The sequence below is a fragment of the Patescibacteria group bacterium genome (assembly GCA_035288465.1).
Classification (GTDB): domain Bacteria; phylum Patescibacteriota; class UBA1384; order DATEAH01; family DATEAH01; genus DATEAH01.
Window position 1 is genome coordinate 1 of record DATEAH010000001.1, and the last position, 12,513, is coordinate 12,513.

At 36.9% G+C, this 12,513-nt stretch carries 14 protein-coding genes; 9 read left to right on the top strand and 5 right to left on the bottom strand.

Features of this window, described 5'->3' with window-relative positions; all coding sequences use genetic code 11:
* The 8 genes from VJJ80_00005 to VJJ80_00040 all read left to right on the top strand — a co-directional run.
* On the top strand, positions 1 to 550 hold a 550-nt coding region (locus VJJ80_00005; GenBank protein HLC38506.1), incomplete at its 5' end, for a GGDEF domain-containing protein.
* A complete protein-coding gene (locus VJJ80_00010) occupies positions 547 to 1,749 on the top strand; it encodes an excinuclease ABC subunit UvrC (protein HLC38507.1) in 1,203 nt (400 codons plus the stop codon). The genes VJJ80_00005 and VJJ80_00010, both read left to right, overlap by 4 nt.
* Positions 1,750 to 1,770: 21 nt before the next feature.
* Positions 1,771 to 2,721: a gluconeogenesis factor YvcK family protein gene (locus VJJ80_00015; GenBank protein HLC38508.1), complete on the top strand. Its 951-nt coding sequence runs from the start codon at positions 1,771 to 1,773 to the stop codon at positions 2,719 to 2,721.
* 43 nt (positions 2,722 to 2,764) lie between these two features.
* Positions 2,765 to 3,331, top strand: coding sequence for a thioredoxin domain-containing protein (locus VJJ80_00020; GenBank protein ID HLC38509.1), 567 nt, complete (start codon positions 2,765 to 2,767; stop codon positions 3,329 to 3,331).
* A complete protein-coding gene (tpiA, locus tag VJJ80_00025) occupies positions 3,328 to 4,092 on the top strand; it encodes a triose-phosphate isomerase (protein ID HLC38510.1) in 765 nt (254 codons plus the stop codon). Before VJJ80_00020 ends, tpiA begins: the two co-directional genes overlap by 4 nt.
* Before the next feature lie 21 nt (positions 4,093 to 4,113).
* Entirely contained in the window at positions 4,114 to 4,527 is a 414-nt protein-coding gene (locus VJJ80_00030) for a thioredoxin family protein (GenBank protein HLC38511.1), read from the top strand.
* A 155-nt stretch (positions 4,528 to 4,682) separates the two neighbouring features.
* The gene (locus tag VJJ80_00035; GenBank protein HLC38512.1) at positions 4,683 to 4,937 is read left to right on the top strand and encodes a HypC/HybG/HupF family hydrogenase formation chaperone; all 255 of its coding nucleotides are present in this window, start codon (positions 4,683 to 4,685) and stop codon (positions 4,935 to 4,937) included.
* Positions 4,924 to 5,676 carry a hypothetical protein gene (locus VJJ80_00040; GenBank protein HLC38513.1) on the top strand — a complete coding sequence of 251 codons (753 nt, stop codon included), beginning with the start codon at positions 4,924 to 4,926 and terminating at the stop codon, positions 5,674 to 5,676. The genes VJJ80_00035 and VJJ80_00040 overlap by 14 nt, the downstream gene beginning before the upstream one ends.
* A gap of 149 nt (positions 5,677 to 5,825) precedes the next feature.
* Here VJJ80_00040 and VJJ80_00045 read toward each other — a convergent pair whose 3' ends face one another.
* From VJJ80_00045 to VJJ80_00065, 5 genes are all read right to left on the bottom strand, one after another.
* Entirely contained in the window at positions 5,826 to 7,088 is a 1,263-nt protein-coding gene (locus tag VJJ80_00045; protein ID HLC38514.1) for a Ni/Fe hydrogenase subunit alpha, read from the bottom strand.
* Between the two features lie 12 nt (positions 7,089 to 7,100).
* A complete protein-coding gene (locus tag VJJ80_00050) occupies positions 7,101 to 7,898 on the bottom strand; it encodes a hypothetical protein (protein ID HLC38515.1) in 798 nt (265 codons plus the stop codon).
* A 32-nt stretch (positions 7,899 to 7,930) separates the two neighbouring features.
* Positions 7,931 to 8,740, bottom strand: a complete 810-nt coding sequence (locus VJJ80_00055; protein HLC38516.1) for an FAD/NAD(P)-binding protein — start codon at positions 8,738 to 8,740, stop codon at positions 7,931 to 7,933.
* A 1-nt stretch (position 8,741) separates the two neighbouring features.
* Complete coding sequence (locus tag VJJ80_00060) at positions 8,742 to 9,758, bottom strand: 4Fe-4S dicluster domain-containing protein (protein ID HLC38517.1); 1,017 nt, start codon at positions 9,756 to 9,758, stop codon at positions 8,742 to 8,744.
* 980 nt (positions 9,759 to 10,738) lie between these two features.
* Entirely contained in the window at positions 10,739 to 11,182 is a 444-nt protein-coding gene (locus tag VJJ80_00065; GenBank protein HLC38518.1) for a hypothetical protein, read from the bottom strand.
* Between the two features lie 123 nt (positions 11,183 to 11,305).
* On the opposite strand from VJJ80_00065, the gene VJJ80_00070 reads away from it, so the two are divergent.
* Positions 11,306 to 12,469, top strand: a complete 1,164-nt coding sequence (locus tag VJJ80_00070; GenBank protein ID HLC38519.1) for a phosphoglycerate kinase — start codon at positions 11,306 to 11,308, stop codon at positions 12,467 to 12,469.
* The last annotated feature ends 44 nt before the right edge of the window (positions 12,470 to 12,513 follow it).

Here is a 12,513-nt window from a genome sequence, read left to right on the forward strand (position 1 = left end):
AAAAAAACAATATCTGGCGAAAAAAATTAAACTCCAAGAATATTTGGGGAAGCTTTATAATTTAGCGATTTTTTATAAAAGGCGCGCAGATAAGGATGTGACCGGCGCATTTTCAAGAACATTTTTGGAAGATATTATCAAAATTGAACATGCTCAGGTTTCGAGAAATCCAAATCAATTTATGTGTTTAATGTTAATAGACATCGATTATTTTAAAAAATATAATGACACTTTTGGTCATCGTGCTGGCGATGATTTATTGAATAATTTAGTGGCATTGCTTAAAAAACATTCCCGAAAAAGTGACATTATTTGTCGATATGGTGGTGAGGAATTTGCCGTTATTTTAACTAATACTAATGACGAAATTGCCCTTAAGATTAGCAAACGGTGGCGAAAATTGATAAAAGATAATTTAAAAATTACCATTTCAGCGGGTATTTGCCAAGATATGGAAAAATATTCAATCGAAGATTTGATTAAAAATGCCGACTCTGCCTTATACCAAGCAAAGGAGTCTGGCAGAAACCGCGAGGTGATTTTTAAATGATTAAAATAATTTCAAAACAACTGAAACTTGTGCCCAAAAAGCCTGGGGTCTATTTTTTTAAAAACCAAAAAGGCGATATTTTGTATGTTGGAAAAGCGCAAATTCTAAAAGACCGGGTTTCATCATATTTTGCCAAATCAGCCCAATTGGAAGCTCGCATTAAATTAATGGTTTCGCAATTGGTAAAAATTAGTTGGGTTAAGACTGATTCGGAAATTGAAGCGTTGATTTTAGAAGCAGAGATGATTAAAAGGTTTAAGCCAAAATATAATATCAGGCTGCGCGATGATAAAAGTTATTTATATTTAGGCATCACCCGAAAAGAAGATTTTCCGCGCGTTTTTTTCGCCAGAAAAGGTGATCTTAATAAAGTTGAGGCGGAATATTTTGGACCATACACCTCAGCTCGGGATTTAAAAACTGCGGTGAAATTATTTCGAAAAATTTTCCCAACCCGAAACTGCCAGCGGATGCCCAATAAAGTTTGTCTTTGGTATCATTTGGGTCGTTGCGAAGGACCCTGTGAGGGTAAAATTTCCCGCGCTGAATATCAAAAAAATATTCGACAATTAATTTTATTTCTAAAAGGCCGGAAAAAAGAGGTAATTTTAAAACTAGAAAAAGAAATGGAAAAGGCAGCCAAAAAATTAGATTTTGAAAAAGCACGAATTGCTCGGGATAAACTAATAGCTTTGCGGCACTTGGCAATAATTTGGTTGGCGACGGCACAAACAGACGAAAAAATCCCGAAAAAGATTGAATGTTATGATATTTCTAATATAATGGGAAAAGAGGCGACGGGTTCAATGGTAGTTTTTGTTGACGGAGAGCCAGATAAAAGCCAATACCGTCAATTTAAAATTAAAACCGTTCAGAAAATTTCTGATTACGAAATGCTCGCCGAGATTTTAAAAAGAAGATTTAAGCACCACGAATGGCCTGAGCCGAATTTAGTCATCATTGATGGTGGTGTCGGTCAATTGAATATCGCGCGAAAAATTATTTTAGAAAAAACGAATTTCAATATTCCTATTATATCTATCGCTAAGGGTCCAAAAAGAAAAAGAGATTTACTCTTTTTTGCCGGTAAAAAAATTTTACAGGATAAAAAATTAATTCAGCGAATTCGCGATGAAGCGCATCGTTTTGCGATTAAATACCATCGACTTTTAAGATCTAAAAAATTATTTGAAGATTAGCTAATGCTGGGAGTTATAAAAATGAGAGGACCAAATATTGTCGTGATTGGTGGAGGTTCGGGGTTAGCGACGCTTTTGCGTGGTTTAAAGAATTATTCTGATTCAATATCGGCGGTGGTTTGTATGACCGACAACGGTCGAAGCTCTGGAAAATTACGAGAAGATTTAAAAATGTTACCGCCGGGTGATATTCGTCAATGTTTGGTCGCACTTTCATCTCAAGAATCTTTACTATCGGAATTGTTCAATTTTCGTTTTAAAAAAGGCCAGCATCTTAATGGTCATTCTTTAGGGAATTTATTATTGGCGGGATTGACGGAAATGTCTGGAGATTTTCGAAAAGCGGTGAAATTGATGAGCCAGATTTTAGATATTAAGGGTCGGGTATTACCGGTGACCTTAGAGCAAATTCAATTAGGGGCCAGACTCGCCAATCGTAAAAAAGTGATTGGTGAAAGCGAAATGTCTCTTGCGGGGCATAAATCCCCGATTAAAAAAGTCTTTTTTGTGCCCAGAAAAGCTCGCGCAAACAGAGAAGCGGTGATGGCAATTAGGGAAGCAGATTTAATAATAATTGGTCCTGGTAGTTTGTATACCAGTATTATTCCTAATTTTCTATTTCGGGAAATTACAAAAAGCGTTTCTGACTCATTAGCGTTAAAAATTTTTATTTGTAATGTTTCAACTGAACGCGGTGAAACTGAGGGGTTTAGTGTTAAAGATCATATTCAGGCAATTGTTTCACACGCAGATTCAAAAATATTTGACATTTGTCTGATAAATAGTAAGATTTTAAAACGAAGCCGAAAAGCGGGTGAAATGGGTGAAGTTTGCAACATTTCATGTGTAGAAAAAATAATTGGAAGATACAAGATTAAAAAAGCCAACATTATTAATTTGGAAAACGCTTTATACCATGATAGTTATAAATTAGCTCGTGAAATTATGAAAATTTATTGGGATATTTTGTAAATTTTGATATAATAAGGTTGTTAATTTTAATTAAGGGGGGAAGATGGGTGACTTAGAACAGGCAACTGATGCAAATTTTGATTTAGAGATCGCGGAAAATGAGTTACCGGTTTTGATTTATTTTACTAATGCTTGGTCTCGAGATGGCCGTGAATTGTTGGAAATTTTACAGGATATTATGGAAAAATATCAGGGTCAGCTTATGTTGTACCGGATGAATACCGATCAGAGTCCGAGAATTTCTTCAAGGTTTAATATTTTAACCATTCCCACTATTATAGTTTGTGATAAAGGTGAAGAAATCCAAAGATTTGTTGGTGAAATTAATTTTGTAGAATTGGAGGGATATTTAAATGAGTTGCTTCGACAACGTCTGGAAATTAAAGATAATGTTAATCATAACCATTTTAAGATTCAACCCAAAATAAATTATAAACCAGCTTCTAAGTCAGATCGCAAAACTAAAACAAAAGTTAAAGCCAAAATTAAAGCTAAAAAACAAGTTAAACAAAAATCAAAACCAAAAATAAAGGAGACCCAAGTTAAAAATAGACCAAAAAATATCTTAAAAAAAGAAACATTGAAAATGTCTAAAAGGAGTAAGAAGTGAAAAGAAAAACAACGGTGGTTGCAAATTGGAAAATGAACCTAAACCACGACGAAGCCATTAAATTGGCAAATCACATAAAAGATAGCTTGGTGAGCTTAAGTACTGCTGAGATTGTAATTTGTCCTTCTTATTTATATTTATTGGAAATTGAAAAAATTTTCAAGGACACGGTGGTAAAAATTGGTGCCCAAAATGCTTATTGGGAAACTAAAGGTGCTTTTACGGGTGAAGTTTCGGTTTCGCAATTGAAAGGAATTGTCGATTTTATTATTTGTGGTCATTCAGAAAGACGTGAACTTTTTGGCGATACGAATGAGCAGGTTAATGAAAAAGTCAAAAGCATCTTGGAAGCCGGAGTTTTACCAATAATTTGCGTTGGGGAAAGTGTTGAAGCTTGGAGAAAAGGAGAAATTGATACAGTTTTGGAACAAGTTGAATCATCGATGTCGGGAATTTCACCTGAAGAAGCGGAAAAAGTAATTTTTGCGTATGAACCGGTTTGGGCAATTGGGACAGCAAATCCCGCTTCTGCCGGGTATGCAAATAAAATCTGCATGCAAATACGTTTAATGTTAGATAGTCTATACAGCCGAGATATTGCCAAAAAAATTAGAATCTTGTATGGCGGGAGCGTTACAAATGACAATGCCAATAAATTCGTTGCCGAATCAGAAATTGATGGTTTGTTAATTGGCGGTGCGAGCCTTAAAGCCGAAGAATTTATTGAAATATGTAAAAATGTGAGTCGAATTAAAACATAATCAAATAGAAAGGCGAATATTATGAGATGGGAAAAGTGGCACTTCGGTTTAGTGGCCCTAATAGTGGTGGTGGGAATAGCTATCGGAATTTGGCTTATAGCTAAAAATTCTAATGGCGAAAAAGTTTTAGGAAACAATTCCGAACAATCAGAAACTACCACGACCGATACCTCTAAATCATATTTTGATGATAATGCGAATGTAATGTATTTTTATTCTGATGAATGTCGTTGGTGCATTGAAGAATCGAAAGTTTTTGAAGAGATTGCACCTTTAGGCTATAAAGTAAAGCCAATGAATATTGGGACGGATCGATCTTTGGCTTCAAAATATAATATAGAAGGAACCCCGACATTTGTGGCTAAAAACGGCGAACGCAACGCTGGTTTTATGGAAAAAGACGCGCTTATAAAATGGTTGGACGCGCATAAATAGAATAAAATTCGAAATCCCAAATCCCAAATCATAAATCCTAAACAAATCACAAATTAGCAATAATAAATATGTTTAAAAAATTGGAAAATTAGGCTTTGGGATTTATTTGGAAATTAGATATTAGAAATTAGGATTTTCGACCGAAGGGAGAACTTATGTGTTTGGCAACACCAGTTCAGGTTAAAAAAATTTTGAACAATTTTGCGGTCGTTGAAGGTGGAAAAAAAATTGATGTTTCTTTAGTGCCTAATTTGCATAAAGGTGATTATATTTTAGTTCATGCCGATTTAGGAATTAACAAATTAGAAAAAGAGGAGGCTTTAAAAATTATCGCCCTGTCAGCCGAATGCCATCATCAACATCCTGAAAATCATATCGCTGCAGGAGGTGTTGTTCATGCAAGAGAATAGGATTCCTAATCTTTCGGTTGGCGCCGTGCGAGGATTGGCGAGAGCGAATTTGGGCGGTCCAAATTGTAGCCCGGCAGGTGATTTGAGACCATTGCTAAAACAAACACGCTCAATGTCGTTAAAGGAAATTGCTGTTCTTTTTGGTGAAATGGGACCAGATACATTTTTGGCAAGCTATGCGGTTCAGAACAATAAATATTCCTTACGGAGTGCTGATATTGCCGAGGCGTATTGTTTTGATCATATGTCGATGGTTCAAGCTGCTGAGAAAATATTTTTTGAACGGGGTTTCGAGGATGATTACTTTCGTCAAATGCGTGAAAATCGCTTTGTGGTTACACCTGAGAATTTGCCCGAATATCTTTTTTCTTGTCTTGGTAAAATTGGTAAAATTGTCGAAAGAGGAAGAAATTGGGTGATGATAGATTATTTTTATTTTGATCATGGTTCTTTCGGAAGAAACACTATCGAAAGGGACATTGCTATTTCGTTATATGGCGTGGTATTACCTGATGATGCTTGTGAAGGTGATTATGTGGCAGTTCATTTTGCTTCTGCATTCTTGTGCAACCTGGAATTTCCACGAAGCATCTCATCCGGACAAGTCACAGATAATAACCTTCTTAAACTATTGAAAACATTATCAAGGGGCAAAAAAACAGTTAAGATTGATTATCATAATGTATTTAGTCGGGATCTGACTGAATGGACGCAAAAAAGATTATCGCCAAAATCGTGATCAAATTCTTCGCCTGTAATTTTAAGGGGTAAATCGCAGGCGATTTTTTTATTGCATCGCTTGCAAGGCGAAGCCGCAGCCCCGAAGGGGTAGTGCAAGCACGTAACAAGGTTCTCGAGCGAAGCGAGGGGTTCTTATTTTATAATTATTTAGTGTGCCGAACAAGTCAAGCACGGATCATAGGCGCGGATTAAAGTTTCAATTTGGGCTTTAATTTCTTCGGGTTTAGCGTTGGATTTAGATTTTTTAATATCTGCCACTAAAATTTCGACATCTTTCTCAATGTTGGTTAGCATTTGGTTGGTGGGAGTAATAATATCAGCTTTGGCAATTTTACCATTGGCGCCGACTTCATAATAATGATAAAGAGTGCCGCGGGGAGCTTCAATAGCAGCAACCCCATGTGATTCGCGGGTTTTGTATGGTTCGGGTTCAATATTTAATTTCTTTTTTTGCAAAATTGAGGTGAGCTTAATAGCTTCTTCAATTAAGTGTAAAATTTCAATCGTTTGGGCTAAGATGTTGTCAAAAGTATTGAAACTGCCAATTTGAAAATCAAGAGCATCTAATTTAGCTCGAGCTTGAGGATTTAAGAATTGATAGCCTAAATTCAAACGAGCAATCGCCCCGGTCATGACCGGATTTTTCCGCCAATAAGCTAATTTGGCTTTGGAATTTTTGAAAATTTCTTCGGTAAACTCCGATTGGTATGAATTTGCATCAAAATCAATATTTTTATTTGAGGTGACGGGTCCGTCGTAAACCTCATATTCATCTTTAGATTTTAAAGCTAAATATTGAGTTGGATTTTTTATAATCGGAAATTTTATTTTCGAAAAAAGATCAATCGTATATTTGGCATCATCGACAACATTTTCGAGATCAAATTGAAGTTCAGAAAGCTGATGATGGGTGACAGATTTGGAAAAACCATCAATAACGGGGTTTACAGGGTGAATTGAGCGACCGCCAACGGTTTCTAAAATTTTATCCGCCATCCTTTTTAGGTTAATCGCAATGTGAAATTCGTCAGGATATGAATTGGCAAGAATTTGGCCAGCCTTTAAATTTAAATAATCTGGCAAAACCAAAAAATATAAATGCAGATTATGACTTTGAATAATTTGTGCCACAATAAGTAATTTGCGCAAAAGCACTGTGGTTTCAGTAGGTTCAATTTTAAAAATTTTCTCCATCGCTTTAATGGCAGCTAAATGATGAGCAGTTGGACAAACACCGCAAATACGAGCTACCAAAAAAGGAATTTCTTCTGGAGTTCGGCCCAAGACCAACTGTTCAAAAAGCCGTTCGCCTTCAGCAACTTCAAAATTAGCTTTGTTTTTAGCAAAATCAAAATACAACAAGCCGTGACCTTCAATTTTAGTGATATATTCAGAATATATAGGTTTCATTTGCCCCCTTGATTAAATATTCCTCCAAACCGTATTGAATTGATTTTTAATTTCTACGTCGGTGAGCCCAATTTTTTTAAGGCGATTTTTTTCCGCCTCAAAATTTGCATCATCTATAGGACCCAAACAACCGAAGCAAGAGGCGCCGTGAGATGGGCAAACAGCATTACAACCGGCGGCAGTGATTGGTCCTAAACATGGTTTGCCTTTTAAGAGTAAGCATTGATTTTGTCTGGCACGGCAGGGGAGACAAACCGGATATTTTTTATTGGTGAATATTTTTCCAGTAATCGCGTCTGTAAATAATTTCTCTAAATCTGAAAAATTTACTGGACAGCCCCAAATCACCCCATCGATTTTAATATAATCTGAAATAGGTTTTGCGGGCAAGGAATCATATTTTAGGCCAGGATAAACTTTGGCAAAAGCCGAGGCTCTTTTTTGAGGATCTAATAAGGCGGGTATGCCGCCAGAACAAGCGCAAGTGCCTAAGGCAATCGCATTTTTAGCATGCTTTCGGATTGTTTTTAAAAGTGCAACCTCCTCATTTTTAATGGGCGTACCTTCAATTAAAGCAAAATCCATCTCTTCCCATTCATCATCATTTTGAGATAGGTTCCAAGCAGGGGTACCCTCCACGACCGCGAGATTAACTTCACCCCATTTTTTATTATCTTGCGCTAAGCGCCAATTAATAATTTGAATTTTTTCTAATAAATCTGAAAACTTTTCTCGAAAATTAAGCATTTCTAATTCGCAACCTTCGCAATCAGTTAGATCGAAAATTCCTACCTTAATATTGTTCAGCATTTAAACCTCAAAAGATTATTAAATAAATTACCCTAAAAATCATTCGCGATTTCGCTATATTGAAAAACTGGTCCATCTAAACAAGTATACTTTTTGCCCAGGGTGCAGTGTTGACACTTACCTACCCCGCATTTCATTTTCGCTTCCATGGAAACTAAAATTTGCTCAGGTTTTATATCTAATTTTGCTAAAGCCTCAGCGTTGTTTTGATACATTAGGACTGGTCCGCACATTACTACCGCGGTGTTTTGAGGGTTGACTTTGATTTGGTCGCGATGGCATAATCCAGTCACAAAACCAGTCTTGCCTTCCCAGTTAGCATCTTTTTCTTCAACGCAAAGTTCTATATTTATTTTTTTCTGCCATTTTGTATAATGATTTCGAAATAGTAGCTGCGAAGTGGTTTTTGCACCGTATAATAAATAAATTTGATTAAAACTGCGTCGATTTCTGAGTAAAAACTCAATTAATGATGCTAAGGGTGCAATTCCCATACCGCCAGCGACTAATATCAAGTCTTTTTTGGATAATTTTTTGAGCGGAAAGCCATTGCCGAATGGTCCACGAATATCAACAAAATCATATTTTTGAAGTTTTTCTAAAGCGGTGGTGACGATCCCAACCCTTCGAATTGATAGTTGGAATTGGTTAGATTTTGCCGGGTCCGAGCAGGGAGCAAAAGGCGCTTCGCCAAAACCTGGCAGGCTTAACATGACAAATTGACCGGGAATAAAGCTAAAACCTGGCAGATTGAAAGTATAAAGATTAATTCCCTCTGCTTGTTTTTTGATGGAAATTAATTTGGCCCTATTGCCTAAATATTGATTGGTAATTTTTTTCATTTTAACTCGCAGGTTTTCTGCTATTTTTAATTAATTCTTCTAAGACTTCTCGAAAATTAATTTTGGCTGGGCATTGGGCAAGGCATCTGCCACAACCAACACAACCTGGATGGTCATATTCTTCGGGCATTCTCACAAATTTATGATGATACCAATTATAAATCCGATCGCGCAATTTCGGTTTGGTGCAATTCTTGTTGGCAATTGTCCAAAAATCCGCTAAAAAACAAGCATCCCAACGACGATATCGGCATTTTTGGCGGTTATCAAGGCCGATCTCGTCTGAAGTTTCAAAACAATAGCATAATGGGCAGACATATGAACAAACTCCGCAGCCAAGGCAGATTTTGGCAAGTTTGTCCCAGACTTGGCTGTCTTTATTTTCTTCGATGATTTTGGCGGTTTTGGGAGAAAAGACAAAATCTGGTTCGAAATCTTTGACTCGTTTAATTTTCCAACTCGAATCTTCAAAAAAGGGCAATTCAACTAATTTCTCGCCAATTTTTGAACCGACAGTAACGATAAAAAAACCTTTCATTTGACTTAAAAATAAATCAAAACCACCTTTTAATTCAAAAGGGAAATAGTGGTCGAAATGAAGCGGAGTGCGTTGATTTTCGATGCCGATAATAATCGTTCTTTGGCGGCGGGAAAGATAATAAAAATCTTCAGTAGGTTTAGACATGACTTTATCTAAAATATTGATTGCCTGAATATCATAATCATGAACGCCAAACAACACTTGAGTAGGTAATTGGTCGATGGTGGCGCGATTTTTGGGTTTTGTGAAATCTAGCATTAACTCTTTGGGTGGCATTAGGGCGATTTTATTTGGTGGCAACATCGTGGTGGGGTAATCTAAGGCGATTTTGGGGATTTGCGAAGGTCGACCATAGTGAGGATTTATCAATTCAAACACAAATTGAGCCTCTTTTTTAATAGGGGCAATTACTAAATATTTTTTTTCGAGCCAATCTAATAATTTTGGCACCTGAGAACGCCGAATAATCTTAGCCAACCCACTCCTTATCCCGCCAGGGCGGGGAATTTCTAAATACTAAGCACTAAATCCTAATCAAATTCAAATTTTTAAATTCTAATAATCCAAACAAATTTAGAAATTAAAATTTAATATTTAGATATTGTTTAGAGTTTAGAAATTAGGATTTAGGATTTTTTACCTATCCTTATTATATCAGAAAAAATCTTTGAGTAAAAAGAAAAGAGACCGATTTATATACCGCTGCCCCAAAGGGGCATTGTTGGGAGTGAACCCAACAGGTCTCGCGGTTTGGATCTGGGTGTAGGTGTTAGTCGAAGAAATCGAGCGTCCAACTGTCAGTAGACCACTGTTTCGTGATCGTTACAGACGCTCGGGTCAGTCTTGCTGTGCCGTTCCATACTCTTTCGAATTCCCCTGTCCGCAGATCGTCAGAACCCGACGGTTTTTCGACCGTGCACCAGCCGGAGTAAACCGTAAGGTTGAGAGTGGCTTCTTCACCAGTCGACTCATCCCGTAAAGCCATCCGGACATCTCTCTTGGTCCGGGCGATTGGAGTAGGGGCCTCCCTTATAATGATGGAGCTGGAGGTTTCTTGCTCGACCCCTCCCCAATCTATACGGAAAATATTGAGGAGTGGAAGAAGCGGCCAGTCGGGGAGATGAATGCAGATCATCTCCGATGCCACCTCAAGTGCGATCCTGTAGCCCAACGGAAACGGTCGGAGTGACATTTGATACACCTCGCATAGTGCGAGATAGGTACGCTAAAGCGTACCATTCACCATAGTGGTGAAGTAGCTTTATTATAGCATATAATATATATTTTGTCAATATTATTTACAATTTTCTACGAAATACAAAAATCAATACAAAAATACAAAAATTAAGGAGAATAAAAAAAGCTGCTGGTAAGAATGATGAAAATAATGGAATTATTTTGCTTATACCAGCAGACGGGATTAATGGAATTCGATAAAAAGCTTAAATAATGAGATCTTAGGATCCTTTTTTGTTATGGAAAGCTTCTATCATTCGAGCGGTTTCTTGTCCTTTTTGGATCTCAATTAAATTCCTTTGGGCTTTATCAACTTTCTGTGTAATCAATTCGAGACGATGATGCAATTCTGCGAGAGATTGTACGTGTTGTGGTTCAAGGATTTCAAGAATTCCCAGAATCAATTCCCAAATTATCTGTTGTTCGCGTTCTTCGGGAGTGGATGTTGGGAAGGTGTGAAGGGTTGTTCGAGTCATCAATGATTTTGCAAGATTGACCATCTCATGCCAGGTGTAAATCGGTTTGGTTTTTGGAATATCACAAATGCTTCGAGGTGCGTTTCTTGATCGTCTAATTCCGGGAGTTCCAATACCTGTCGATTGTAAAGTTCGAATATCCTGGAGAAGATTGGCTCTTCGTTTTCTTGCTTTTTCCGGGATTCTCAAGGTATAGTCCCCCTTTTTCGGGTCGCAGTAGCCATAAAACTAAAATTAGTATATCATAGGTGTCCTTAATGTCAATATTTTGTTTTTTGGTTTCCTATTATATAATGGATTTGAGGTAAAAAAATGAAAACATTACAACAAGTCGATGTTAAGAATAAAAAAATATTAATGCGTGTTGATTTTAATGTGCCAATTGAAAATGGAAAAGTCAAAGAAGAATTTCGCTTAAAAGCGGACACGCCAACGATTGATTATTTAATTAACGAGGGAGCTTCACAAATTATTTTAATTTCACATTTAGGTCGACCAGAAGGCAAAGTTGTCCCAAAATATTCGCTCATGCCAGTGGCTGAGAGTTTTCAAAAAATTATTGGCGCTAAAGGTGGAATTAAAAAAACCGAAATTGATAGTTTCCCTGCTTTTGAAATATCTCCTAAAATCACCTTATTGGAAAATATCAGATTTTATCCAGAAGAAGAAGCGAGTGACCCGGTTTTTGTCAAAAAATTAGCCCAATTAGGTGATATTTTTGTTTTTGATGCTTTTGGGGCGGCACATCGAGAATCAGCATCGTGTACGGGATTGGCGAAAATTATGCCGTCATTTGCGGGATTTCTGTTGTTGTTGGAATTAGAAAAATTAAATCATTTATTGGTTGATCCTCCCAAACCCTTTGTTTTGATTTTAGGTGGAGCAAAAATTGCGGATAAGTTGCCGGTGATGAAAAATTTATTTGGCAAAGTTGACACTTTTATGGTGGGCGGCGCGATCGCAAATACTTTTTTGGCGTCTAAAGAAATTTCAGTCGGAAAATCATTAATTGAACCTGAATTAAAATCTGAGGCGGCGATAATTTCCAATATGATTTTGGACGATCCCAAAAAAGATATTTTTATCCCACAAGATGTGGTGGTTTCCAAAGACACAAGCAAGGCGAAAGAATTGCGCGATATTGCCAGAAATGAAGTTAAAAATGATGATTATATAGTTGATCTGGGGATGAAAACTATTGAAATGATTCAGCCGAAAATAGCCGAAGCTGGGACCATTTTTTGGAACGGAAGTTTGGGAATTTGCGAGGTCCCGGAATTTGCTAAGGGCACCAAATTAGTGGCAGAGATGGCGATAAAAAGTAAAGCTGAAAAAATATTAGCTGGCGGAGACACAATTTTGGCTGTAAATTCCGCTGGGTTTTTAAATAAATTTGATTTTGTTTCAACAGGTGGTGGTGCGGCTTTAGAATTTTTAGCTGGCAAAAGACTGCCTGCAGTTGAAATGTTAGAATAGTTCTATTTGACACAATTTATTTTTTTGGTAAAATAACACTATCC